Annotated in this window: 24 protein-coding genes, 3 tRNA genes and 2 rRNA genes; 19 read left to right on the top strand and 10 right to left on the bottom strand. The window is 62.0% G+C overall.

All coding sequences use genetic code 11. From position 1 onward, the window contains the following. The 13 genes from H582_RS0125075 to H582_RS0125015 form a co-directional block, all read left to right on the top strand. A 23S ribosomal RNA gene (locus H582_RS0125075) occupies nucleotides 1-124 on the top strand; the annotation flags it as partial. An 84-nt stretch (nucleotides 125-208) separates the two neighbouring features. Continuing rightward, nucleotides 209-325: ribosomal RNA gene (gene rrf, locus H582_RS0125070) — 5S ribosomal RNA — on the top strand. A gap of 198 nt (nucleotides 326-523) precedes the next feature. Further along, nucleotides 524-1804: a putative glycoside hydrolase gene (locus H582_RS29595; protein ID WP_052333664.1), complete on the top strand. Its 1281-nt coding sequence runs from the start codon at nucleotides 524-526 to the stop codon at nucleotides 1802-1804. A 150-nt stretch (nucleotides 1805-1954) separates the two neighbouring features. Beyond that, nucleotides 1955-3412, top strand: coding sequence for an IMP dehydrogenase (gene guaB, locus H582_RS0125060; protein ID WP_028600738.1), 1458 nt, complete (start codon nucleotides 1955-1957; stop codon nucleotides 3410-3412). Nucleotides 3413-3588: 176 nt separating this feature from the next. Then, nucleotides 3589-4974, top strand: a complete 1386-nt coding sequence (locus tag H582_RS0125055) for a D-alanyl-D-alanine carboxypeptidase family protein (protein ID WP_028600737.1) — start codon at nucleotides 3589-3591, stop codon at nucleotides 4972-4974. Nucleotides 4975-5068: 94 nt separating this feature from the next. Continuing rightward, nucleotides 5069-5953 (top strand): pyridoxal 5'-phosphate synthase lyase subunit PdxS, encoded by an 885-nt coding sequence (gene pdxS, locus H582_RS0125050; protein ID WP_205621437.1) that lies wholly within the window; start codon nucleotides 5069-5071, stop codon nucleotides 5951-5953. 7 nt (nucleotides 5954-5960) lie between these two features. Further along, nucleotides 5961-6557, top strand: coding sequence for a pyridoxal 5'-phosphate synthase glutaminase subunit PdxT (pdxT, locus tag H582_RS0125045; protein ID WP_028600735.1), 597 nt, complete (start codon nucleotides 5961-5963; stop codon nucleotides 6555-6557). An 80-nt stretch (nucleotides 6558-6637) separates the two neighbouring features. Next, entirely contained in the window at nucleotides 6638-7921 is a 1284-nt protein-coding gene (serS, locus tag H582_RS0125040; protein WP_028600734.1) for a serine--tRNA ligase, read from the top strand. Nucleotides 7922-7988: 67 nt separating this feature from the next. Further along, a tRNA-Ser gene (locus H582_RS0125035) sits at nucleotides 7989-8077 on the top strand. A gap of 301 nt (nucleotides 8078-8378) precedes the next feature. Then, nucleotides 8379-8726: a hypothetical protein gene (locus tag H582_RS0125030; protein WP_028600733.1), complete on the top strand. Its 348-nt coding sequence runs from the start codon at nucleotides 8379-8381 to the stop codon at nucleotides 8724-8726. Nucleotides 8727-8743: 17 nt separating this feature from the next. Then, the gene (locus H582_RS32530) at nucleotides 8744-8920 is read left to right on the top strand and encodes a hypothetical protein (protein ID WP_164820126.1); all 177 of its coding nucleotides are present in this window, start codon (nucleotides 8744-8746) and stop codon (nucleotides 8918-8920) included. A 50-nt stretch (nucleotides 8921-8970) separates the two neighbouring features. Next, a complete protein-coding gene (locus H582_RS0125020) occupies nucleotides 8971-9129 on the top strand; it encodes a small acid-soluble spore protein P (RefSeq protein ID WP_028600732.1) in 159 nt (52 codons plus the stop codon). Between the two features lie 191 nt (nucleotides 9130-9320). Continuing rightward, a complete protein-coding gene (locus H582_RS0125015; protein WP_127464406.1) occupies nucleotides 9321-10406 on the top strand; it encodes a hypothetical protein in 1086 nt (361 codons plus the stop codon). A gap of 198 nt (nucleotides 10407-10604) precedes the next feature. Here H582_RS0125015 and H582_RS0125010 read toward each other — a convergent pair whose 3' ends face one another. From H582_RS0125010 to H582_RS0124980, 7 genes are all read right to left on the bottom strand, one after another. After that, on the bottom strand, nucleotides 10605-11708 hold the full coding sequence (locus H582_RS0125010; RefSeq protein ID WP_028600730.1) for a hypothetical protein: 1104 nt from the start codon (nucleotides 11706-11708) through the stop codon (nucleotides 10605-10607). Between the two features lie 6 nt (nucleotides 11709-11714). Next, complete coding sequence (locus H582_RS29590; RefSeq protein WP_043112063.1) at nucleotides 11715-12767, bottom strand: SPFH domain-containing protein; 1053 nt, start codon at nucleotides 12765-12767, stop codon at nucleotides 11715-11717. Between the two features lie 130 nt (nucleotides 12768-12897). Continuing rightward, nucleotides 12898-12974 (bottom strand) — tRNA-Pro (locus H582_RS0125000). Nucleotides 12975-13058: 84 nt separating this feature from the next. Then, nucleotides 13059-13436, bottom strand: coding sequence for a PH domain-containing protein (locus H582_RS0124995; RefSeq protein WP_028600729.1), 378 nt, complete (start codon nucleotides 13434-13436; stop codon nucleotides 13059-13061). Between the two features lie 84 nt (nucleotides 13437-13520). Continuing rightward, nucleotides 13521-14999, bottom strand: a complete 1479-nt coding sequence (gene abc-f, locus H582_RS0124990; RefSeq protein ID WP_028600728.1) for a ribosomal protection-like ABC-F family protein — start codon at nucleotides 14997-14999, stop codon at nucleotides 13521-13523. A gap of 257 nt (nucleotides 15000-15256) precedes the next feature. After that, nucleotides 15257-15333: transfer RNA gene (locus tag H582_RS0124985), tRNA-Arg, on the bottom strand. 95 nt (nucleotides 15334-15428) lie between these two features. Beyond that, nucleotides 15429-15647 (bottom strand): hypothetical protein, encoded by a 219-nt coding sequence (locus tag H582_RS0124980; protein ID WP_028600727.1) that lies wholly within the window; start codon nucleotides 15645-15647, stop codon nucleotides 15429-15431. Nucleotides 15648-15781: 134 nt separating this feature from the next. Here H582_RS0124980 and H582_RS0124975 point away from each other — a divergent pair, with 134 nt between their 5' ends. The 3 genes from H582_RS0124975 to H582_RS0124965 all read left to right on the top strand — a co-directional run bounded on the left by H582_RS0124975 (nucleotide 15782) and on the right by H582_RS0124965 (nucleotide 17643). Next, nucleotides 15782-16174 carry a GntR family transcriptional regulator gene (locus H582_RS0124975; protein ID WP_028600726.1) on the top strand — a complete coding sequence of 131 codons (393 nt, stop codon included), beginning with the start codon at nucleotides 15782-15784 and terminating at the stop codon, nucleotides 16172-16174. Continuing rightward, complete coding sequence (locus tag H582_RS0124970; RefSeq protein WP_028600725.1) at nucleotides 16171-17277, top strand: DUF5808 domain-containing protein; 1107 nt, start codon at nucleotides 16171-16173, stop codon at nucleotides 17275-17277. Before H582_RS0124975 ends, H582_RS0124970 begins: the two co-directional genes overlap by 4 nt. A gap of 174 nt (nucleotides 17278-17451) precedes the next feature. Beyond that, nucleotides 17452-17643, top strand: a complete 192-nt coding sequence (locus H582_RS0124965) for an aspartyl-phosphate phosphatase Spo0E family protein (protein WP_028600724.1) — start codon at nucleotides 17452-17454, stop codon at nucleotides 17641-17643. Nucleotides 17644-17700: 57 nt separating this feature from the next. Here the strand turns inward: H582_RS0124965 and tadA are convergent, their stop codons facing one another. Beyond that, the gene (tadA, locus tag H582_RS0124960; protein WP_028600723.1) at nucleotides 17701-18183 is read right to left on the bottom strand and encodes a tRNA adenosine(34) deaminase TadA; all 483 of its coding nucleotides are present in this window, start codon (nucleotides 18181-18183) and stop codon (nucleotides 17701-17703) included. 487 nt (nucleotides 18184-18670) lie between these two features. Here tadA and H582_RS0124955 point away from each other — a divergent pair, with 487 nt between their 5' ends. Together H582_RS0124955 and rluF are read left to right on the top strand one after the other, a co-directional pair. Continuing rightward, nucleotides 18671-20473 (top strand): ATP-binding protein, encoded by a 1803-nt coding sequence (locus H582_RS0124955; RefSeq protein ID WP_028600722.1) that lies wholly within the window; start codon nucleotides 18671-18673, stop codon nucleotides 20471-20473. Between the two features lie 74 nt (nucleotides 20474-20547). Then, the gene (rluF, locus tag H582_RS0124950) at nucleotides 20548-21273 is read left to right on the top strand and encodes a 23S rRNA pseudouridine(2604) synthase RluF (RefSeq protein ID WP_028600721.1); all 726 of its coding nucleotides are present in this window, start codon (nucleotides 20548-20550) and stop codon (nucleotides 21271-21273) included. A gap of 158 nt (nucleotides 21274-21431) precedes the next feature. On the opposite strand, the gene motB is transcribed toward rluF, so the two are convergent. After that, nucleotides 21432-22283 carry a flagellar motor protein MotB gene (gene motB / locus H582_RS0124945; RefSeq protein WP_028600720.1) on the bottom strand — a complete coding sequence of 284 codons (852 nt, stop codon included), beginning with the start codon at nucleotides 22281-22283 and terminating at the stop codon, nucleotides 21432-21434. Beyond that, a complete protein-coding gene (motA, locus tag H582_RS0124940; protein WP_028600719.1) occupies nucleotides 22267-23070 on the bottom strand; it encodes a flagellar motor stator protein MotA in 804 nt (267 codons plus the stop codon). Before motA ends, motB begins: the two co-directional genes overlap by 17 nt. A gap of 212 nt (nucleotides 23071-23282) precedes the next feature. On the opposite strand from motA, the gene H582_RS0124935 reads away from it, so the two are divergent. Continuing rightward, nucleotides 23283-23576 (top strand): hypothetical protein, encoded by a 294-nt coding sequence (locus H582_RS0124935; protein WP_028600718.1) that lies wholly within the window; start codon nucleotides 23283-23285, stop codon nucleotides 23574-23576. Nucleotides 23577-23587: the final 11 nt, after the last annotated feature.

The raw sequence follows: 23587 nt of genomic DNA, 5'->3' as shown, positions 1-23587 counted from the left end.
CCCCCTCAAGATGAGATTTCCCAGTATGTAAGACCCCTGGAAGACGACCAGGTCGATAGGCTCGAGGTGGAAGCGCGGCAACGTGTGCAGCTGACGAGTACTAATCGGTCGAGGGCTTATCCTACTTAGCAAGAACCAGCCGGTCAGCACGGCATTTCGTTCGATCCAGTTTTCAGGGCGCAAGCCTACGCCTTGAGCAAGCAGGACGTTTGGTGGCGATGGCGGAAGGGAACCACGCGTACCCATCCCGAACACGACCGTTAAGCCTTCCAGCGCCGATGGTACTTGGACCGCAGGGTCCTGGGAGAGTAGGACGTCGCCAAGCACTTGCAACCACGAGCCGCCGCATCTTCGGATGCGGCGGCTTTTTGCATTTGGGGCATAAACCGGAACGGGACGAACCAAGCATGCCTTCGTTCCGACCTGAACTTGTTGCCATCATTTTCTGGAGCTGGAGCAATGGGGTTTTTAAAGGGAATAAAGTCCATACTACGTTCACCGATGGGTTCAAGGAGGGAGCGTCATGCAAAAGGGCCGCAGGAAAGGCCGGGAGATTGGACTGGCAGCCGCTGCTGCGCTGCTGATGGCCAGCTGCTCGCAAGGGGGGCTGGATGGAACCAGTCCTGAGAAAGAGCAGGGTCGGCCCAATAGCGTGCCGTCTGTTCTGGAACGAAACGCGCAAGGTGCGGCCGTACCTTCTTCGTTGCCTGGCGTCTGGCGAGCTTCGCCCCCGGCGGACGTAGAGCTGGCGGCAGCGGTCGAGACGCCGGCCAGAGCGTCTGCGACAAAGCGGGAAGAGCCGGTAAGAGGCATCTATGTGTCCGGCTACGCCGCAGGCAGCAGACGGGCGATGGGGCGTTTGATGGAGCTGGTCGCCCGCACCGAGCTGAATGCGATGGTCATCGACATCAAGGATGACTACGGCTTGATGACCTATGCTTCCCAGGTCAAGCTAGCGAAGCGGCTAGGCACCGACAGCAGGCCGTTGATCGACGATCCGAAAGCGCTGGTCGAGCAGCTGCATCGAGCCGGCGTGTATGTCATCGGGCGGCAGGTCGTATTCAAGGACGCGCTGCTGGCGAGCAAAGTGCCCGATTGGGCGATTCACCAGAAGAACGGGAAGGTGTGGCGGGACGCGAAGCGCAAGGCTTGGATCAATCCTCACCGCAAGGAAGTATGGAGCTACAACATCGCTATCGCCAAGGAAGCGGCCGAGCTTGGATTCGACGAGATTCAGTTCGACTATGTCCGCTTCCCCGCCAACGGCGCTGCGACGGAGGCGAAGCTCGACTACGGAGCCGGCGCGGGAGCGAAGAGCGAGGCGATCGGCGCTTTTCTCGGACAAGCCGCGGATGCGATCCATCGCACAGGAGCGAAGGTTTCGGCCGATGTTTTTGGACTCGTGACCTCTTCCCCGGACGATATGGGCATCGGCCAGTCCTGGCGCACCGTCGCTTCGCGCGTGGACTCGATCTCGCCGATGGTGTATCCTTCCCATTATTCGCCGGGGATGTACGGCATCGCAGAGCCGGACCTGAGTCCATTCGAAGTCATTCATAAAGCGATGACGGATGCTTCGGCGCGCAACCGCCATCTGCTGCAAGGAGGGACGCAGCCGGCTGCGATCCGTCCTTGGCTGCAGAGCTTTACGGCGACCTGGCTTCATCCGCACCGGGTGTACGGAGAGGCGGAGCTGCGGGAGCAGATTCGCGCAGCGCAGGATGCGGGCGTCAAGGAGTATCTGCTCTGGAGTCCGAAATGCCTGTATCCGATGCCGGCCAAGCCGGCCGGAGCCTCCTCCTAAAGGCTCGCGAAAACGGTCCGAATCGGTGCCGGAAAGGCTTGAAAATCCTTATGAAAGCAGGATTTTCCTTGCCTTGACAGCCCTAGACCCCTCTGCTAAGATGGTCAATAATATATTCGGCAAGCCATAAGAATTAGGAGGAAATCATTCGTGTGGGAAACGAAATTCGCTAAGGAAGGCCTTACCTTCGACGATGTTCTGCTTGTCCCCCGCCGCTCGGAAGTGCTTCCTCGGGAAGTGGAGATCGGTACGCGACTGAGCGAGTCAGTCAAGCTCAACATTCCGCTCATCAGCGCGGGCATGGACACCGTGACGGAGGCGGCGCTCGCGATCGCGCTGGCTCGCGAGGGCGGCATCGGCATCATTCATAAGAACATGAGCGTGGCCCAGCAGGCGGAAGAGGTCGATCGGGTCAAGCGGTCCGAGAGCGGCGTCATCACCAATCCGTTCTCCCTGACGCCGGAGCATCATGTCTATGACGCCGAGGAGCTTATGGGCAAATACCGGATCTCGGGCGTTCCTATCGTCGATGATGCAGGCAAGCTGGTCGGCATCCTGACGAACCGCGACCTTCGATTCGTACACGATTACTCCATGAAGATCAGCGACGTCATGACGCGCGAGGAGCTGGTCACCGCTCCGGTCGGCACGACGCTGCAGGAGGCCGAGGTGCTGCTGCAGAAGCATAAGATCGAGAAGCTGCCGCTCGTCGACGAGACGAACACGCTCAAGGGCCTCATCACGATCAAGGACATCGAGAAGGCGATCCAGTTCCCGAAAGCGGCAAAGGACAAGCAAGGACGGCTGCTCTGCGGAGCCGCGATCGGCGTATCCAAGGATTCGCTGGAGCGCGCAGAAGCCCTCGTCAAGGCGGGGATCGACGTGCTGGTCGTAGACTCCGCGCACGGTCATCATATCAATATCATCGAGATGGTCCGCACGCTCAGAGGCCAATATCCGGAGCTGACGATCATCGCGGGCAACGTGGCGACCGGCGAGGCGACGCGCGACCTGATCGAAGCAGGCGCCTCTGTCGTCAAGGTCGGCATCGGACCCGGCTCGATCTGCACGACCCGCGTCATCGCCGGCATCGGCGTGCCGCAGATCACGGCGATCTATGACTGCGCGACGGTTGCCCGCGAATATGGAGTGCCGGTCATCGCAGACGGCGGCATCAAATATTCCGGCGACATCACCAAGGCGATCGCCGCTGGAGCGAGCGCGATCATGATCGGCAGCCTGTTCGCCGGAACGGAAGAAAGCCCGGGCGAATCGGAGATTTATCAAGGCCGCCGGTTCAAGGTCTATCGCGGCATGGGCTCGCTCGGCGCGATGAAGGAAGGCAGCAAGGACCGCTATTTCCAAGAGAACGAGAACAAGCTCGTGCCGGAAGGCATCGAAGGGCGTCTCCCGTACAAGGGACCTCTGGCCGATACGGTCCATCAGCTGATCGGCGGCCTGCGCGCGGGCATGGGCTATTGCGGTACGGCGACGATCGAGGAGCTGAAGAACGACACGTCGTTCATCCGCATCACGGGCGCCGGTCTGCGCGAGAGCCATCCGCATGATGTCCAGATCACCAAGGAAGCTCCGAACTACTCGCTCTAAGCGAGAGGAAGCTCGCCGGAACCGCTTCTTCTACAACGGCAGGCCGCCAGCGCGGCCTGTTTTTTTGCGTCTTGCGGGATCGAGGGGCCGTAGGGCGAAGCAAAAACATCCCCTGTCTCGTTGACGGTATGGTACAATAAGGGCTGGACAAACCCATGTGAAGGAGAGAATAAACGTTGAAAGCAAGATTGGCTCCGGCGCTCGCAAAGCCGGTCATCTCCGCTATCATGGCGGCCTCCCTGCTCGCAGGATCCTGCGCGGCGACTTCGACGATTCCAGCTGCCTATGCGGCAGCGACTACCAATACGGCAACGAACGCGGCGTCCGCAGCCGATGCGCCCGCAGCCACCGCGCCTGCAACGATTCCAAGCTATCCGGACAAGAACCCGAGCTCGAATCCGCTTGATCTGGCGGTGAGCGCCGCGATCGTCATCGACGCGGATACGGGGCAGCTGCTGTACAGCTACAACATCGACAAGCCGCTCCCGCCGGCGAGCATGACCAAGATGATGACCGAGTACATGGTGCTCAAGGCGATCAAGGAAGGCAAGCTCAGCTGGGAGCAGGAGGTTTCCGTCAGCAAGGAAGCGGCAAGCACGCCGGCAGACGGCTCGCAGATCTACCTGGCCGAAGGCGATACGCATACGGTCAAGGAGCTTTATACGGCGATGTCCGTCGCTTCGGCCAACGATGCTACGGTCGCGCTGGCGACGCAGCTCGGCGGCAGCGAGGCGGGCTTCGTGGAGATGATGAACGCCACGGCGCAGGAGATCGGACTGACGACGGCGACCTTCACCAGCTCGACCGGCCTGCTCGATACGACTCTGATCGCAGCCAAGGACACGGCCAAGCTGGCGATGACGATCCTCAAGGAGCATCCGGAGTTTCTGGACTATTCCAAGATTCCTTCCATCAAGTTCCGCGAGCGGGACGACAAGCCGATGATCAACAACGACTGGATGCTCGAGGGCAACAAGGGCAATGCGAACTTTGCCCAGTATACGTATGACGGAGTGGACGGCATGAAGACGGGCTACCTGAGCGCGGCCGGCTATTGCTTCACCGGCACCGTCAAGCGCGGCGACACGCGTCTGATCAGCGTCGTATACGGCACCAAGAACAAGGGCAAGCGGTTCCTCGAGACGCGCAAGCTTTACGACTGGGCGTTCACCAACCTGGAGCGCAAGACGATCGTGCAGCCCAAGTCCGTCGTAGAATCGGCCGAAACGGTTAAACTAGCCAAAGGCAAGAGCAAGACCGTAGCGATCGCGACCGAATCGGATTTCTCGCTCATGGTCAAGAAGGGCTCGACGCCGCAGGCGGTCGTATCCTCGACGAGCCTGCCGGCGGACGGAGAGCTCGTCGCGCCGGTCAAGGTCGGACAGAAGATCGGCACCGTCACGTACGAGTTCAAGGATCCGGAGTCCGGCTCGGTCGTGACGAAGCAGCTCAATCTGGTCGCGACTGAGGACGTCGAGAAGGCGGGCTGGTTCTCGCTCATGATGCGCGGCATCGGAGAGTTCTTCTCCGGCTTGTTCAAAGGCATCGTGAATTTGTTTTAAGATGTTGTCCCGCCAAGGGGAATGATGATAGAATTTGGGATAATCATGCTCGGATAATCCGCTCGGATTGATCAGACTATAGGAGGAAATGGGAATGTTGGAGACAGGTACATCGCGCGTCAAGCGCGGCATGGCAGAAATGCAAAAAGGCGGCGTCATCATGGACGTCATGAATGCGGAGCAAGCGAAAATCGCGGAGGCGGCCGGCGCTACGGCGGTCATGGCGCTTGAGCGCGTGCCTTCCGATATCCGCGCGGCCGGCGGCGTCGCCCGCATGGCGGATCCGACCGTCCTTGAGGAAGTCATGAAGGTCGTCTCCATCCCGGTCATGGCCAAAGCCCGTATCGGTCACTACGTCGAGGCGCGCGTGCTGGAAGCGCTGGGAGCGGACTACATCGACGAGAGCGAAGTGCTCACGCCTGCCGATGAGGTGTTCCACATCGACAAGCGCGAATTCACCGTGCCGTTCGTATGCGGCGCCAAGGATCTGGGCGAGGCGCTTCGCCGCATCCAGGAAGGCGCGTCCATGATGCGCACGAAGGGCGAGCCGGGAACGGGCAACATCGTCGAAGCCGTGCGTCATATGCGCCTGATCACGGGCCAGATCCGCAAGGTGCAAAGCCTGTCCAAGGACGAGTTGTACGCGGAAGCGAAAAATCTCGGCGTGCCGTACGAGCTGCTGCTGAACGTGCATGAGACGGGCAAGCTGCCGGTCGTCAACTTCGCCGCTGGCGGCGTAGCGACGCCATCCGATGCCGCCCTCATGATGCATCTGGGCGCAGACGGCGTCTTCGTCGGCTCCGGCATCTTCAAGTCCGACAATCCGGAGCGCTTCGCCCGCGCGATCGTCGAGGCGACGACCCACTACACCGACTACAAGCTGATCGCGGAAGTGTCCAAAAACCTGGGCGCGCCGATGAAAGGCATCGAGATCTCCAAGCTGGCGTCGCATGAGCGCATGTCCGACCGCGGCTGGTAATCGCTTCATGGCCCCTAAAATTGGCGTCCTGGCGCTGCAAGGCGCTGTGGCCGAGCATATCCACAGCCTTCAGTCCGCCGGAGCGGAGGCCGTTCCGGTCAAGCGTCCGGAAGAGCTGGAGGCGCTGGACGGACTGGTCATTCCTGGCGGCGAGAGCACGACAATCGGCAAGCTGATGCGCAAGTACGGCTTCATCGAGGCGATCCGGCAGTTCCATGCCCAGGGCAAGCCCTTGTTCGGCACCTGCGCGGGGCTGATCGTCCTCGCCAAGGAAATCGAAGGCGGCGAGGAGGCCCATCTCGGCCTCATGGACATGACGGTCGTCCGCAACGCCTTCGGCCGTCAGCGGGAAAGCTTCGAGACGGAGCTCGACATCAAGGGCATCGACGAGCCGATTCGCGCCGTATTCATCCGCGCGCCGCTGATCGGCCGCGTCGGTCCAGGCGTGGACGTGCTTTCGGTATACAAAGACGAAATCGTCGCGGCCCGCGAAGGCTCGCTGCTCGCAGCGTCGTTCCATCCGGAGCTGACCGACGATTACCGGCTGCATGCCTACTTCGCGGACATGGTCCGTGAGGCGGCAGCGGCCAAGACGCAAGCATAACAAAGGAAGCGACAGGGCGAACGGGCTGACCGTCCGCCCTTCCTTCCGTTATTTCCCCATAAAGAAAGGTGAGACGTCTCGTGCTGGATCTCAAACTGCTTCGCAACGAATACGACCGCGTCGCTCAGGCCTTGAACGACCGCAAAAAGCCGCTGGAGCTGATCAGCGCCTTCCCCGAGCTGGATGCCAAGCGCCGCTCGATCATCCAGGAAGGCGAAACGCTCAAGGCCCGCCGCAACACGGTGTCCCAGGAAGTGGCCAAGCTCAAGAAAAGCGGCGGCGACGCCGAAGCGCTGATCATCGAGATGCGCGAGGTCGGCGACCGGATCAAGGAGCTGGACGAAGAGCTGCGCGTTCTCGACGAGGAGATGGAAGCGATCGTGCTGGCCGTGCCGAACTTGCCGCATGAATCGGTGCCGGTCGGCGGAGGCGAGGAAGACAACGTCGAGATCCGCCGTCATGGGGAGCCGGCAGCGCTGGACTTCGAGCCGAAGGCCCACTGGGATCTCGCCGAGAGCCTTGGGCTGCTCGACTTCGAGCGCGCCGCCAAGGTGACGGGCTCCCGCTTCGTGTTCTACACGGGTCTCGGGGCGCGGCTCGAGCGCGCGCTGCTCAACTTCATGATGGATCTGCACAGCGACCAGCACGGCTATTCCGAAGTGCTGCCGCCGCAGATCGTCAACCGCGACAGCCTCGTGGGCACCGGCCAGCTGCCGAAGTTCGAGGAGGATCTGTTCAAGCTGACGGACAGCGACTACTACCTCATTCCGACGGCGGAGGTATCGGTGACGAACCTTCACCGCGAGGAGATTCTGACGGCCGAGGAGCTGCCGAAGCGCTTCGTCGCGTTCAGCGCCTGCTTCCGCAGCGAGGCGGGAGCGGCCGGACGCGATACGCGCGGCCTGATCCGCCAGCATCAGTTCAACAAGGTCGAGCTGGTCAAGCTCGCCAAGCCCGAGGAGTCGTACGACGAGCTTGAGTCGATGACGCAAAATGCCGAGCGCGTCCTGCAGCTGCTCGGCCTGCCTTATCGCGTGCTGCAGCTGTGCACGGGCGACATGGGCTTTTCCGCGGCGAAGACGTACGATCTGGAGGTGTGGCTGCCGAGCGCCGGCACGTACCGCGAGATCTCGTCGTGCTCCAACTGCGAGGACTTCCAGGCGCGCCGGGCCGGCATCCGGTTCCGCCGCGACGCCAAGAGCAAGCCGGAGTTCGTGCATACGCTCAACGGCTCGGGCCTCGCGGTCGGCCGTACGGTCGCAGCCGTGCTGGAGAACTACCAGCAAGCGGACGGCACGATCGTCGTGCCGGAGGTGCTCCGTTCTTACATGGGCGGCATCGAAAAGATCGGTCCGCGCGGCTAGCTTTCCGTTCGGGGCCGGTTGCCTGAGACAAGTGCCCTATGGTACAATGCTCGGGTAACTGCCTTGAGGAGAGATACCGAAGCGGTCATAACGGGGCGGTCTTGAAAACCGTTAGGGTGCAAGCCCACGTGGGTTCGAATCCCACTCTCTCCGCCATACGGAAAAATCGACCGATCCCTGAAGAGGGATCGGTTTTTTGCGTAGGGCGAGGTGGGATTCGAACGGGCCGTAAAGCAAACACATCGTGTTTGTAGGCCCAGGCGTGATAGGAGCATGATCAGTGCCGGTTAGGCGCTGTGCGACGGAGCGAATCCCACTCTCTCCGCCATACGGAAAAATCGACCGATCCCTGAAGAGGGATCGGTTTTTTGCATAAATGGAGCGGCGGTTCCAGCACCCGCCAAGCATAGAAACCTTGATCCGGTCGCACCCTAGGGAATGGAGGTGGAAGGCGACCATGAGCAAAGTTGACGAGCTGAAGCTGGATCAGGCCCGGCTGGCGCAGGCCTGGCGGGAGACGCTGCCGACGGTCTTGAACGAGACCGATCGCTGCGAGGTATTCGAGGACGAGGCGGATGACCGCTCGCTCCGCGTTACGATTTACGGGGCAGGGCATCAGATGTATTCGTACGACTTCAAGGTGACCTATGTGGACAGCCGCGAGGTGGAGATCAGCCTCATTGATGTGGACGAAGCCAAAAAGACGATCGACGAGCGCAAGGAGCTCGTGCAGCAGCAGGTGGCCGACTATCGCCGCCATCTGCATGAATGCGCGCAGGCTCTGCATCGCCTGACCAAAGCGTAGCGGGAGGAGAGCGAGCGATGACCAAAAATAAAAGCGCCGTGGACAAGAACCTGCAGAACGTCGTGAAGGATCTGGAGCAGGAGCCGGTCAACGCTCATCATGCGAACCAGCTTCAGCGGCAGACCGAGGATCGGCGCCACCAGGACCATCTGAACCATGAAAACGAAACCGACCTGGATCATCCGCTGAGCTGAGCCGCTCGGTTTGATTCCATTCACAATGCACGAAAGGAGGAGACGCGCGCATGAGCAAGCCAGACAGCATTCCTGTCCCGAACCCCGACGAGGACCGCAAGGCCTCCCGCCAGGGGCATGATCATGGACAGCCGCAGCAGCCTCTTTCCGGCAGCAAGAAGGTCAAAAACCGGAATCATGTCGATCATCATAATCCGGAAGGCGGCTGACCGACTGACCCCGCGATCGGATTGGAGCCGTTTCCCTTTTGAGGGGAGCGGCTTTATTTGCTATACTGGAGGTTATTCGTATCGCGAAAAGCAGGCCGTCTTGTTCTCGCTCTTATTCAACGGCCGCGGGCGATGGTAGAATACAGAGAGTCGGTTCACGAGCATGGGAATGAGATAGAGGAGGAAATGCATTGAAGTTCATGACACGCCCCTTGAAGCTTGCCGCTGCCGGGCTCGGCGCTGCCGCGCTGCTCGCGGTCGCCGGCTGCACGGGGGAAGAGGCTTCGCCGAAGGCGGAGCTGGAGCAGGCGCTTGCCGGGCTGAGCGCGGCTGGCTCGTACGCGTTCCAGTCGACCGCGACGTTCAAGGAGCTTCAGCTGCCGCAGCCGGCCGCCGATGAGCCGGCGAAGCCGGAGGGCCAGCCGGATCTGTCGGGCTTGATGGCGGAGCTGGCCAAGGGGATGACGATTCAGATGGACGGCATCTACCAGCGGGAGCCGATGCGGACAGACGCGACCGTCAAGCTGACGCTGCCGTCGGCGCCGATGGAGCTGACGCTGCCGATGATCATGACGGGCGACAAGGTATACATCCAGGTGCCGAATCTCATCCCGTCGGAGCTGGCCGGCAAGTACGTCGTCATTGATGCCGACAAGCTCGCCAGCGAGAAGGGCGAGCCGATGCAGAAGCTCGATCCGTCGGTCCAGCAGCGGCTCATGCTGGAGGCGGGAGCGGCTTTCATGAAGCCGTTCGAGGAGAAGACCTACTTCAAGAGCCTGAAGCCGGAGGAAGCGAATCTGCCCCAAGGGCTGGAGGCGGACTCTATCGTGCAGTTCCAGGCGGACGGCGCGAGCGGCGAGCAGGCGATGGCCGTCGTGGCCGAGCAGGCGCTGCCGGCGGTGCTCGACGTCGTGCTGGCGAACGAAGCCTATCTGCAGGCGCTCGGCCTGGACAAGGCCGAGGCCGAGGCGAGCCGCAAGGAGCTGGCCGATCCGAACTCCGAGCTGTCTAAGCAGCTGCGCGAGCAGCTCAAGCTGGAGCAGGTCAAGCTCATCGGCGCGATCAAGGACGGCAAGCTGGCTTACCAGAGCTTGGACCTGAACGTCTCCTACACGGATCCGCGGGGCGCGGCCTCGTTCAAGGCCGTTCTGAGCGGCGCGACGACGTACAGCAAGCTGAATGAGCCGGCCGCGTTCACGCAGGAGATTCCCGCGGACGCGCAGCCGGTCGACAAGCTCGCCGAAGCGCTCGGCGCGGCGGCCCCTCCAACCCGCTGATAGCGGCATCGCCATCCGCGGGTGCCGGTTCGTTGCCGGTTCGTTCAGCCGAACGGGAGCCCTCCTTGGCCCAATAAAGCACAAAGAAGCGCCTGCCCTCCGGAGAGGGCGGGCGCTTTTTTGCGGTCCGCAGCGGATGCGGATCGGCGCAGCTGCGCCGAATGGGAACGAATAGGCCGGATACGATTCGAACCGGAGCTAACCTTGCTGCTGCATGACGAACCACGCGATGGCGGCAGCGACCGCCAGGCAGGCGAGCGTGAAAAAGCCGATCTTCCACGGGCTGCGCGGCGCCTCGCCGGAGACGAGGCCGGTCTGGCCGTTGACCATGAAGCGGAACGGCTTGCCGCGGTACGTATAGGCGGCGTTCCAGACCGGGAGCAGCAGATGCTTGTAGGTGCGGCCCGCCACCTGGGTGCCGATGCTCAGGCCGCTGATCTCGTCGCCGCCGATCTCTGAGCGGATGTCGTCCTCCAGCATGGCGTCGATGCGCCGGCGGGCCCGCTCCCAGCCTTGGTCGCGGCCGACCGAATAGCGCTCGGCGATGTACCCGCTCAAGTAGTCGGGCTTGTAGCCGAGCAGGCCGTCCAGCCGGAAGTTGCCGAGCCGGTCGAGCAGCTGCGCGTCATAATGGCCGGATGCGGGAATGAGCACGTCGTTGAAGAAGCGGTCGTAACGGCCGCTGACCGACCTCCATACCGTGTAGCGCTCCATCTCCGTATACGTCTGCGTCTTGCCGTCGACAACCCGCGTTCGCGTGACCGAGCGGTAGTGGTAGTCGCCGCGCCGCGCGCTGTAGGAGGAGGCGGTGTCGGCGTCGTAGGTCCAGTAGGGGATGTAGATGCCGGAGAGCTGGACCGCCGTGTTTTCTTTTTTGAAGGCGTTCGGCAGGAACCAGCGCTTCTTCTTCCAGGCGCGGAAGGATGCGGCCGCGTCGTCCCGGTCGATGCGGAAGGGAATGAGCGACTCGGGGCGGATCAGCTGCTCCTGCGCATGCGGGAGCACCTTGGGCGAGCCGCAGAACGGACAGATCGCCGCCGTCTGCTGCGCCGGGATCAAGCTCTCGCCGCCGCAGCTGCCGCAGCGCACCGCGACCTGCTCGAGGCCCCAGTCCGTCGAGGCGCCGTCCTCGTCGCCGTCCAGCGCATGCTCGATCGGCGCCGAACCGTCCGCCTCGATGTCCTGCAGCCGGCCGCAGTAGGCGCATTTGAGCTGCTGCGTGTCGGCGTCGAACAGCATCGGACCGCCGCAGCTCGAGCAGGGGAAGCGGATCGCGTCCTTGGCGATGGCTTGCTCCTCCATGGCGCGCTACACCTTGGTCCCGCAGTTCGAGCAGAACTTCGCGCCGGGAGCGAGCGGCTGCCCGCATTCGGAGCAGAACTTCTTGGCCTGCGCTTCGCCGCCGCGTGCGGGCTGGCCGCCGGACGGCGGGCCGTCGCTGCGCGCGGCCGCTCCGGCTGCGCCTGGCGCGGAGGCCGCAGCGTTGTCCGCGGCTGCGGGCTCGCCCTGTCCGGCGAGCGCCCGTCCGAGCGCCTGGCCCATCGCCATGCCGGCGCCGAGGCCGATGCCGGCTCCCGCGTCGCCGCCGGGATTGTTCGCCGCTTCGCGCACCGCTTCGGCGGACTGGTACTTGAGGTAGGTGTCGAGATTGCCGACGACGCCCATCGACGAGCGGCGGTCGACGGCCTTTTCCACCTCCTCGGGGAGAGACAGGTTCTCCACCGTGAGCGCCGTCAGGCTGAGGCCCATGGCGGCGAAGCGGGGCTGCAGCTTCGCGGCGGCCGTCTGGCCGAGCTCGTCGTAGGAGGCGGCGAGGTCGATCGCGGGAATGCGGGATTCGCCGAGCAGGTCGCTGACGCCGGAGACGATGAGCGACTTGAGGTAGCCGGCGATCGACTCGGCCGAGAAGCTCGCCTGCGTGCCGAAGATCTCCTTCAGGAACAGCGCCGGATCGCCGACGCGCAGCGCATACGTGCCGTAGCCGCGCAGGCGCACCATGCCGAACTCGGCGTCGCGCATCAGCACCGGATTCGTCGTGCCCCACTTGAGCTGGGTGAAATTGCGCGTGCTGACGAAGTAGACATCCGCCTTGAACGGCGAGTTGAAGCCGTATTTCCACGAGCGCAGCGCCGTCAGCACCGGCAGGTTCTGCGTGCTCAGCGTGTAGGTGCCGGGGCCGAACACATCGGCGATCTGGCCTTCGTTGACGAAGATCGCGGCCTGGGATTCGCGTACGACGAGCTTCGCGCCCATTTTGATCGCATTGTCGTAGACGGGGAAGCGGTAGACCATGTCTCCCGTGCCGTCCAGCCACTCGATGACCTCGATGAATTGCCCTTTGAGAAAGTCGAAAATGCCCATATCCGTCCGCCTTTCTATGCTGAGTCTATGGTTCTATTATAAACTTCCGGTCCGGAACATACGACGCCTGGCGGAAAAAGGATGCAAAAAGCCCCGCTGTCGGCGACAGCGGGGCGGTATCGAAGAAATATGGTCGAGACGACAGGATTTGAACCTGCGACCTCTTGCTCCCGAAGCAAGCGCTCTACCAAGCTGAGCCACGTCTCGAAAACATCAATTTAGCATAAATGATAATATCACAACGCGAAAAAGCTGTAAAGAAAAAAGAGCCCCGCCAAGGAGGCTCTCCGTTCACTTGCAGACGAATTCGGCCAGCACGCTCTGCAGCTCGTAAATGTTGAGCGATTTGTTGAACGTCTTGGTGACGGGGCTCGGGTTCCCCGACACCCAGAATTTCAGCTCCGCGTCCAGATCGAAATGACCGGCAGTCTCGATGGAGAAATGCGTGATGCTCTTGTACGCATACGAGTGATACTCCGTCTTTTTGCCGGTAAGGCCCTGCTTGTCGACCAGAATGAGCCGACGATCGGTGAAGATGAACATGTCGCGGATCAGCTTGTAGCCCTTCTCGACCCGCTCGTTGCGGGCGAGCATATGCTGGAACTCCCGCTGCACGTCGGCCGGATTCAGCTCGGATGCATTGCCCATCAATCCGTCAAACAACCCCATGCCGCCACTTCCTCTCAAGTTGATGCTTCCTACTCCTTATAACGGAAGGAACGTCTCGATATTCCAGATCAAGGAGAAAAAAGCTTACAGCTCGATCGTTTTCGTCGCGACCGCCCGGCTGAACTCGCGGTCATGCTCGACGAACAGCAGCGTCGGCTCATGCTGAAGCAGCAGCTCCTCGATCTGCATGCGGGAGATGACGTCGATGAAGTTGAGCGGCTCATCCCACACATGCAGATGCGCCGGCTCGCACAGACTGCGCGCGATCAGCACCTTCTTCTTCTGGCCGCCGCTGTAGGACGAGATATCCTTGTCGAACTGCGTGCGGGGGAAGTCGAGCTTGCGCAGGATCGCCTTGAACAGGCTCTCGTCGATGCCCCAGGAGCGGGCGTAGCTCGTCAGATCGCCCTGCAGACGGGAGGTGTCCTGCGACACATAGGAGATCTTCAGCTGGCTGCCGATGCGGAGCGCGCCTTCATGGGGCACGGGCTCGCCGCAGACGAGCCGCAGCAGGCTCGACTTGCCGGACCCGTTGCGGCCCGTGATGGCGGCGCGGTCCCCCTGCGCGATGTCGAAGCGCACGCCGGAGCACACCGCCTGGCCGCCGTAGCGGATCGACAGGTCGACGGCCTCGACGAGCCGGTCGCGATGATAGCTCAGCTGCGACAGGCTCAGGCTGTCGGCGCTCTCGACGTTTTTGAGCAGCTTCGCCTTTTCGTCCGCGGACGATTGCCGCCGCCGCTCCGCCGTCAGGGAGCGCTTCATCATCTTGGCGGCCTTGTGGCCGACATAGCCCTTGTCGAGCTTGGAGCCGGAGTTCGTCGTGCCGTTTTTGCTCTTCTCCACCGCATGCGACCATTCCCGCGTCCGGCGGGAAGCGTCGGTCAGCCGCTTGATCTCCTTCTGCAGCTTCTCGTTCTCTCCGAGCTCGAACTGGTCCTCGCGCTGCTTGTTCTCCCACCACGAGGAGAAGCTGCCCTTCTGGACATCGATTTTGTTCTTCTGGATGGAGAGGACATGGTCGATGCAGTTGTCCAGGAAGGCCCGGTCATGGGAGACGAGGATGAAGCCCTTCTTGGATCGGAGATAGTCGCTGACGAGCTGGCGGCCCTCCGCGTCGAGATGGTTGGTCGGCTCGTCGATGAGCAGGAAGCGGTTGTCCTTGAGGAAAAGCGCCGCCAGCAGCACCTTGGTCTGCTCGCCGCTGGACAGCGTCTCGAACGGCCGATAAAGCGTGTCCTCGTCCACCCGCAGCAGCGTCAGCTCGCGCTTCAGCTCCCAGTAGGCATAGTCCGGGACGAGCCGGTCGATGACGTCCAGCGTCTGATCCGACGGCTGGTCGACGGGGAACGGGAAGTAGTCGAACTCCACGTCCGCGGAAATCTGGCCGGCGTAGTCGAGCTCTCCGAGCAGCAGCCGGAGGAAGGTCGTCTTGCCCCGGCCGTTGCGGCCGGTGAAGCCGAGCTTCCAGTCGGTGTCGAGCTGGAAGCTGGCCTTTTCGAATATGGGATCGTAGCTGCCGTCGTAGGCGAAAGTAAGGTTCGTAACCTGAATTAAGGACATCGAATGGTTCACCCTCCTGCATCCATGAAAAATAGGCTGCAAGAAAGGTGCCTTCCCCTTCCCGCAGCCCGCATGAAGATGCAGAAAAAAAGAATCGGCTCCATAAAGGGCCGACTCCCATGTTGACACGGGTAGCCGAAGAGGAATGCAGCTTTCTTGCCCGTCAAAAAGAACCACGCGAAAAACGCGGGCTGACTTTCCGACTTGCAAGAAATTCTACATGTGCTCTCCAGCTCCCGTCCGATTGAATTGGTGAATGGCGCGCCCGATACGATTCGAACGTACGACCTGCAGTTTAGGAAACTGTTGCTCTATCCTGCTGAGCTACGGGCGCGCATCAGAACCAATATAGCACGCTTCCGCCGGACGATGCAACCGAACGCGCTGCCTCTCCTGCCCCGATCACCGCTCTCTCCCCCGTCGCCGGCTTCAGGAGGAGAGGATGAGATGCGGCCCCCGCAGGCTGCGCCGGCGGACGGCGACCGGATAGACGACGCCACCGCAGGTGCGGAATCCGGTGCGGAAGACGTAATGTCCTTCGCCTGCCGGCTGCAGCCGGCCGCTGTCCAGGCAATACACCCATCCTTCGAAGCTGCCGGCCGCTTCGGGACGCCGGTCGCGTCCGCCCGATCTGGTCCGATCCGTCACGGCTTTCCTCCTTCCGATTCTGCTCGATGCTCCATTGTATGAGGAGGGACAAGCCGCTAGAACGACGGGTTGCGGTATGCATTGAATATCTGTTATACTTAATATATAACAAATGGAATGAGGGGTGATTCTCGATGATCGTCACGCTCGACTACGAGTCCGAGCTGCCGCTGTATAGCCAGCTGTACGACGAGATCGTACGGGGCATCGCGGACGGCTCTCTGACTTCAGGCGACAGCCTGCCGTCCGTGCGCAGCCTCGCCGGTGACCTGAGCATCAATCTGCATACGGTCAACAAGACGTACCAGCGGCTCAAGCAGGAAGGCTACGTGCAGATCCATCGCCAGAAGGGCGCAGTCGTGCAGCCGCTCGGTTCCGTGCCGGCGACGCCGGAATTCCGGGCCATGATGAGCCGGCAGCTGCGCTCCTTGGCCGCCGAGTCGGTCTGCCGCAGCATGGAGGAGGAGGAATTCGTCGAGCAATGCCGCTCGGCGTACCGCAGCTTGAAAGGAGAGGATCCATCATGACGAATGAACTCGCCGCATGGCTCGTGCTGGGGGGGACTTATGCCCTCACGACGGGCGCTACGCTGCTGCAGCCGTCGCTGGCGCCGAGCAACATCCTGTTCGGCGTGGCGCTGCCGGCCGGCCGAGAAAGCGATCCCGAGGTGCTTCGCTTGAAACGCAGCTACCGCTCCGGCGTCTTCGGCCTGTCGGCGCTCATCGCTGCCATCGCGGCCGCCCTCGCCGTGCTGAACGGCGGCGGGTCCGAGGAGGAATTGAGCGTCTGGACGAGCGCGCTGCCGGTAGCCGCCCTGCTGCTGCAGCTCGCGGCGGCCGGAGGCTGGTTCGTGCTCAGCCACGGCAGGACGACGCGGCTCAAGGAGGAGCGGGGCTGGGCGGAGGAGGAGGAGAGCCGGGGGGCGGCCGACCTGACGATCCGCAGCCGGCAGCGGCTTGCGTATCCGCTGCTTTGGTTCCTGCCGCATCTGCTCGTCATCGCCATCTCCGCCGGAGCGGCGGCGCTCTTTTACGACCGGATCGTCGATCCCGTCATTCTGCACTACAACGCTCAGGGCTTGCCGGACCGGATCGAGCCGAAGTCTCCGGGGGCGGTGTTCGGACTGAATCTCGCGCAGCTCACCGTGCTGGCGGCGTTCCTGTTCGCGAACTATACGATCGGCGCGGCGCGGCTCAGGCTCGCCCCGGGGGCGCCGCAAGAGCACCGCGACCAGCAGGTCCGCTACCGCCGCGGCATGTCGATGCTCATGCTGCTGCTCGGCCTCGGCATCCTCGTCTTCATGGGCGCTACCCAAGCGTTCATGCTGTACGGCAGCGGAGGGCAGGATGGCGTCTGGATCGGCGCGATCGGCCTCGTGCCGCTGCTGCTCGCCGGCGGTTCGGCATTCGGCATGATGCGGCTCGGCCGCGGCCGCCGGGATGCACCGGTTCCCGGCGAGGACGCCAACTGGAAGCTCGGCGCCTTTTACTGGAATCGGAACGACGCGTCCGTGTTCGTGGAGAAGCGGTCCGGCATCGGATTCACGCTCAACTGGGCCCATCCGCTTGCTTGGCTGTTCCTCCTTGCACTGATTGTTCTGATCATCGTGGTCCCGAGAGTTGTGGGATAAAAGTCCTATAAATTAGGTAAATAGATCGAAAATCCCTCTGCCATTGTCGATTATTTCGCTCATTTTCTTGGAAACCGTCGACAAGTTCCTACAAACAAGCTTCCGCCATACGGGGTATAATAAGAGCTACATGACGAGGGGCGACCCGAGGCGAGGAGCGTAGCTGGGCCATTGATGGAAAAAAAGGAAATGCTGGAGCGCTTGCAGGATCTGAGGAAGAAGCTGTACGAGGCGGCCGAGGCGAAAGGAAGCCTGACGGATCCGGTGGTGCTCGCGATCAGCGAGGAAGCGGATGGCTTGATCGTGGAACTCCAGCAGCGTCAACGTGAGCAGAGACTGGAAAAGCAGATGAAAAAAGGCCTCTGACCGGGGAGAGCGAAGGTGGGATTCCGTCGCTCGGATCGGCAGAGGCCTTTGTTGCGCTTACGAGGGGCTTGATTTTTTCATTTGGCGTAGCCGCCGGAAAAAATCGGTCAGCAGAGAGGCGCATTCTTCCTGCAGGACGCCCGACACGAGCGCCGCCTCATGATTGAAGCGCGGCTCCTGCAGCAGGTTCATCAGCGTGCCGGCGCAGCCGGCCTTCGGATCCGGCGTTCCGTAGACGACGCGTGGCACCCTTCCTTGCACGATCGCTCCGGCGCACATCGGGCAAGGCTCCAGCGTGACGTACAGCGTGCATTCCAGCAGCCGCCACGCGCCGAGCGCCTCGCTCGCCTCGCGGATCGCCAGCATTTCGGCATGGGCGGTCGGATCGAGCCCGGTCTCGCGGCGGTTGAAGCCCCGGCCGATGATCTCTCCTCCGCGCACGACGACCGCGCCGATCGGCACTTCTCCGATCGCTTCGGCCTTGCGGGCCTCGGCGATCGCTTCCCTCATCCAGCGCTCGTCTTCTTCTCGATGCTGCAAGCTTTCATCCCTGCCTTGATGCGGCCGCCAGCGGCCGCGTAAAGTTTGGCTCCATTGTGCCTGATCCGCAGCCGCAATGCAACTCCGCCCGATTATGCACAACAATTGTGGAAAAGCCTTCTCCAGCTTTCCAAGACTCGAAACGAGCGCCGCAAGAGCGAATCGGGATCGTCATAATTTGTCGAATTATGCCCCGAACAAACATTCTTTTGTTAACATGTTGTGCACAAGATTGTGGATAACGATAAATTGTTTGAATCTTCTTTCCATCTATCCACGACTCCCCTGTGGAAAACGCCGTAATTATGGGGATAACTTGCTCGGACTGGGGATAGTTCTGTTTATAAATCATCCACATGGGGATGGAAGGGCCGTTTGGAGTCCCGCTAGCTTTTGAGTCTTTTGCTTCTGTCGGCGAATATCGGGCGGTTCGATAATTATGGTATGATCGAAAGAGACGCGGACGACAAAGGATGTGTATCCGGCGGTGACGTTGAAAACGAAGCTGTCCCTGTTCATTTCGTTGCTGGTCGGCCTCATGCTTCTGTTTCATCTCGCTTTCAGCGACGTGCTGATCCGCAAGGAGCTGGCGCGCCAATACGAGCGCTTCACGAAAAGCGTTGCGGATCAGACCGTGAAGCTCTTTTCGACCTATCGGTCGGAAGGCGCTTCGGCCAGCCCGGGCAGGACGCCCGAAGAGCTGCTGCCGCTCATCGTCCAATACGAGCCGCAAATTCTCGAAATCGGCATCTGGCGCATGGAGGACGGCGGCGCTCCGCTGCTGGTCGAAGGGACCAGCGGCTATTTTGACGACGAGACGGGCAAGCGCTTGCTTCGCGAGAGCGCGCAGGCGATGGCGCAAGCCGAGGTGCCGGACACGGATATCATGCGCACCAGCTATCCGTTCGCGCTGGACGGCGTCCCCTACCGGATCAGCCTCGCCGTGGAGCGCATCGATATCGACCATCTGTCCGGAATCCATGCCCGCAACGAGCTGATCGGCGCCGCCGGCATATTCCTCGTGCTGATGGGCCTCATTTGGCTCATCATCCGTTCCGTGCTCCGTCCGCTGCGCGCGATCGTGCGCAAGGTCGGCGACGTGGCCGAAGGCCGCTTCGATACGCCGCTCGAGGCGGAGGGACGGGACGAGCTGTCGCAGCTCGCGCAGCGCGTCAAGGTCATGTCCCATAACCTGCTCCGCCATACCGGGGAGCTGCGGGCGGCTTCCGAAGAGAACGAGCGGATCAAGGATCAGCTGGAGTCGATCATCCAGAATACGGCCGATTCGATCGTCATCATCGGCCTGGACTTCCGCCTGCTCAAGGTGAACCGCGCCTTCTGCCAGATGTTCGGCTACACGGAGGAGGAGGCGCTGTGCAAGGACATCCGCGAGCTCGTGCATCCGCAGCACAGCGTCTACGAGGAGGCGGAGCTCGCCCGGCTCGTGAGCGGAGAGCTGCTGCCTCCCGCGGAGGAGGAGTGGAGGCATCGCTGCGGCACGTATATCCGCGTCAGCTGCTCGCTGAACGCGCTGCGGGACGCGCAGGGCGAGGCATGGGGCTTTGTGAGCGTCGTGCGCGACATCTCCTCCCGCTCGCAGATGGAGGAGCTGCTGCTCCGCTCGGAAAAGCTGACGACGGTAGGCCAGCTCGCGGCCGGCGTGGCGCATGAGATCCGCAATCCGCTCACGACGCTGCGCGGCTTCCTCCAGCTGCAGCAGGAGACGGGCAAGCTGAGCCTGCGCCATAACGACATCATGCTGGCGGAGCTCGACCGAATCAACCTGATCGTCGGCGAATTCCTCATCCTGGCCAAGCCGCAGGCGGCGCGGTTCCAGGTGAAGGACGTGCGCTACGTGCTCGGCGACGTCATCTCGCTGCTCGACAGCGAGGGCCATCTCAAAAATGCCGTCTTCCACACCCGCTTCACCCGCGAGCCATGCCTCGTCTCCTGCGAGGAGAACCAGCTCAAGCAGGTGTTCATCAACATCATCAAAAATGCGATCGAAGCGATGCCGGCCGGCGGCAACGTCACGTTCGACATCGACCATCCCCATGAAGGGGAGGTCGCGATCTGCATCACCGATGAAGGCGTCGGCATACCCGAGGACATCATTCCCCGCATCGGCGATCCGTTCTTCACCGCCAAGGAGACGGGAACCGGCCTCGGCATCATGGTCAGCCAGCGGATCATCCAATCGCATAAGGGAAGCATGCGGATCGCGAGCAAGCTTGGCGAGGGCACGTCGGTGACGGTGCTTTTGCCGGCTTACCAGGGTGAAGCGGAGTAGAAATATGGTACAATCAAGCCATCAGCAGCGGCGCCGGCGATGCCGGACCGCGTAGAAGACGGGGTGTCTGCAAGGTGCGTATCAACAAGTGGATTAGCGAGACCGGCTACTGCTCCCGCCGGGAGGCGGACAAGCTGGTCAGCGGCGGAGAGGTCACGATCAACGGCGAGACGGCGCTGCTCGGCAGCCAGGTGGAGGCGGGCGACGAGGTGCGGGTAAAGGGCGAGCTGCTGTCGACGCACAGCCGCCATGTGTACATCGCCCTGCACAAGCCGGTCGGCATCACGTCGACGACGGAGCTGCATGTCGAGGGCAACATCGTCGACTTCGTCGGGCATCAGGAGCGGATCTTTCCGATTGGACGGCTGGACAAGGACTCCGAGGGCCTCATCCTCATGACCAACGACGGCGACATCGTCAACCGCGTCCTCCGGGCGGAAGGCAAGCATGAAAAGGAATATATCGTCACGATCGACCGGCCGGTGACGCCGTCCTTCCTCAAAGGAATGAGCGAGGGCGTGCGCATCCTTGGCGGCATGACGCTGCCCTGCCAAGTGACGCGCGTCAGCGAGCGGGTGTTCCGCATCGTGCTCACCGAAGGCAAGAACCGGCAGATCCGGCGCATGTGCAGCGCCTTCGGCTACCGGGTGCGCCGGCTGCAGCGCGTGCGCATCATGAACATCACGCTCGGCAGCCTGCCGTCCGGCAAATGGCGCGACCTGACCCGCGAGGAGCTGCAGGAGCTGTTCTCGGAGCTGAGCTACGAGCCGTCGCCGCCTGCCGGGCGTCCCGGCACGTAACCGGCTAGCTGGCCGCGGCGTTCGCGGACCGGTCGCGGACCGGTCGCGCGGCCGGCCGTTCTCCCCGCGCCGATCGTGAAGACGCGCGAGAAGAGAGCATCAAAAAAAGCCCCGCTTTCCCTGTGCGACAGGAAAAGCGGGGCTTTTTGCCGAGCCGATCATTTGAAGCCGGCGGAAATCATCTGCGCGGCCGAAGGCTGGCCGTAGTTGCGGATGATCGACACCTCGACGCGGCGGTTTTTGGCCCGTCCGGCGGCAGTGTCGTTGCTCGCGACCGGCTCGTACTCGCCGTTGCCGACCGCGCTGAAGCGCTTCGGATCGAGCTTGTCGTTATGCAGCAGCACGTCCATGAAGCGGACGGCGCGCATCGTGCTCAGATCCCAGTTGGAGCGGAACTGGGCGTTGGAGATCGGCTGATTGTCCGTATGGCCCGACACCATCACCTCGTAGTTCGGATACTTCTGCAGGATGCCGGAGATGTACGTGCCGAGCTGCTCGGCCTCCGGCTTGATCGTGGCGCTGCCGGACGGGAACAGGGCTTTGTCGCTGATCGTGATCATGAGACGGGACTGGTTGAGCTTCGTCTCGAGCGAGGTCGTCAGGCCCTTGTCCTCGATGTACTGGTCGACCTGCTTCTTCAGCTTCTCGAGATCCTCCTGCTCCTGGCGCATGAGCTCCTGCATCGCTTTGTCCAGGTTCGCGGCATTCACTTGCTGGGAGGTCGTCGTGCTCTCCGACTGCGCGTCCTTGGAGCTCTGCTCCTTGGTCTTCTCGTCGGCGACCATGCCCTCCTTGTCGATCGACTTGTAGCTCTCGAGCACGCCGTTGCCGCCGCTCAGAGCGATGTTGAACGCGCGGCTCATCTCCTCGAACTTCTTGGCGTCGACGCTGCTGGAGGCGTACAGGACGATGAACAGCGCCAGCAGCAGCGTCAGCAGGTCGGCGTAAGGGATGAGCCAGGATTCGTCCACATGCTCTTCGTGCTCCTCGTGCTTATGCTTCTTGCTCAATCAGCTTCCCTTCTTTCGATTCCTGCATTTGGAGGCGCTCTTTAGGCGAGAGGTAGACGGACAGCTTTTGGTTGATGGCGATCGTGGAGACGCCGGACTGGATCGAGAGCAGGCCTTCGACCATCATCAGCTTGACCTGCGATTCGCGCTTGGAGATGCGCTTGAGCTTGTTGGCGATCGGATGCCAGAGCACATAGCCGGTGAAAATGCCGAGCAGCGTCGCGATGAAGGCGCCTGCGATCGCATGCGCGAGCTTGTTCATGTCGCTCATGTCCGACAGGGCGGCGATCAGGCCGACGACGGCCCCGAGCACGCCGAGCGTCGGCGCGTAGGTGCCGGCCTGCGTGAACAGCAGGGCGCCGGCCTTGTGGCGCTCCTCCATCGCGCTGATGTCCTCGAGCAGCACGTCGCGGACGAAGTCCTGATCGTTGCCGTCGATGACCATGCGCATGCCGTTCTTCAGGAACGGATCCTCGATCTCCTCGACCTTCGCCTCCAGGGCGAGCAAGCCTTCGCGGCGCGTGATGCTTGCCCAATCCGCGAACATCGTGATGAGGTCCTGGCGGCTGACCAGCTTCGGGTTGATGAACGTCAGCTTGAGCAGCGTCGGAAATTTGGCGATCTCGTTCATCGGGAAGCCGATGAACAGGGAGGCGAACGTGCCGACGATGATGATCATGAAGGCGGCCGGATTCGCCAGGTTATGGAGCGGCGCTCCCTTGAGCACCATGCCGACGAGAACGGCGGCAAGGCCGAGTACGATACCGATGAAAGTTGACTTTTCCATAATGCACCCCGTCCAATCTGAAGATGAGGGAGAGCGGCAGGCCGGCAGGCCCTCTCGCTGCTTCGTCCCGTTTCTCCTATATATCGACTCCCCCTTGAGGGGAGATTAGAGAAATTTTTGCAGAACCATAGTCACATTGCGTTAGAAGATGGCATAACCGTGTACAATAGAGCCATGAAGCTGCGGAAGGAAAAGGAAGGAAGGGATGACGGATGGGCGTCAGGCATGCGAGGGAATACAAGGATATTTTGGATGATCTGACCGAGGCGGTGAGCGCGATTCGCGACTCGTACTCGTTTTTCGAGATGACGGGAGAAGAGTGGGGCGAGCTCGGCGACCAGGAAAAGCGGGAAGTGATGGAGGCGCTGGCGGACGACGTGTTCTACGGCCTCGGCGAGGAGCCGGTGCTGCATGTCGGCGGGGGCGTCGTCGCCTACAAGCCGAAGTTCCACGTCATCGAAGTGATGGTCGACGGCAAGGAAGCCCGCATCGTCCGCCTCATCTGACGCGATAGAGC

This window comes from Paenibacillus pasadenensis DSM 19293 (genome assembly GCF_000422485.1).
In the GTDB taxonomy this organism is placed as follows: Bacteria; Bacillota; Bacilli; order Paenibacillales; family Paenibacillaceae; genus Paenibacillus_O; species Paenibacillus_O pasadenensis.
The sequence above is the reverse complement of the archived record's forward strand: the minus strand, read 5'-3'. Positions and strand labels throughout refer to the sequence as shown.

Bases quoted from the DNA above. Each gene is read 5' to 3' on its own strand.
- H582_RS29595 (WP_052333664.1), top strand. From the start codon at position 524: ATGCAAAAGGGCCGCAGGAAAGGCCGGGAGATTGGACTGGCAGCCGCT.
- pdxS (WP_205621437.1), top strand. From the start codon at position 5,069: ATGTTGGAGACAGGTACATCGCGCGTCAAGCGCGGCATGGCAGAAATG.
- pdxT (WP_028600735.1), top strand. From the start codon at position 5,961: ATGGCCCCTAAAATTGGCGTCCTGGCGCTGCAAGGCGCTGTGGCCGAG.
- H582_RS0125030 (WP_028600733.1), top strand. From the start codon at position 8,379: ATGAGCAAAGTTGACGAGCTGAAGCTGGATCAGGCCCGGCTGGCGCAG.
- H582_RS32530 (WP_164820126.1), top strand. From the start codon at position 8,744: ATGACCAAAAATAAAAGCGCCGTGGACAAGAACCTGCAGAACGTCGTG.
- H582_RS0125020 (WP_028600732.1), top strand. From the start codon at position 8,971: ATGAGCAAGCCAGACAGCATTCCTGTCCCGAACCCCGACGAGGACCGC.
- H582_RS0125010 (WP_028600730.1), bottom strand. From the start codon at position 11,708: ATGGAGGAGCAAGCCATCGCCAAGGACGCGATCCGCTTCCCCTGCTCG.
- H582_RS29590 (WP_043112063.1), bottom strand. From the start codon at position 12,767: ATGGGCATTTTCGACTTTCTCAAAGGGCAATTCATCGAGGTCATCGAG.
- H582_RS0124995 (WP_028600729.1), bottom strand. From the start codon at position 13,436: ATGGGGTTGTTTGACGGATTGATGGGCAATGCATCCGAGCTGAATCCG.
- abc-f (WP_028600728.1), bottom strand. From the start codon at position 14,999: ATGTCCTTAATTCAGGTTACGAACCTTACTTTCGCCTACGACGGCAGC.
- H582_RS0124975 (WP_028600726.1), top strand. From the start codon at position 15,782: ATGATCGTCACGCTCGACTACGAGTCCGAGCTGCCGCTGTATAGCCAG.
- H582_RS0124970 (WP_028600725.1), top strand. From the start codon at position 16,171: ATGACGAATGAACTCGCCGCATGGCTCGTGCTGGGGGGGACTTATGCC.
- H582_RS0124965 (WP_028600724.1), top strand. From the start codon at position 17,452: ATGGAAAAAAAGGAAATGCTGGAGCGCTTGCAGGATCTGAGGAAGAAG.
- motA (WP_028600719.1), bottom strand. From the start codon at position 23,070: ATGGAAAAGTCAACTTTCATCGGTATCGTACTCGGCCTTGCCGCCGTT.
- H582_RS0124935 (WP_028600718.1), top strand. From the start codon at position 23,283: ATGGGCGTCAGGCATGCGAGGGAATACAAGGATATTTTGGATGATCTG.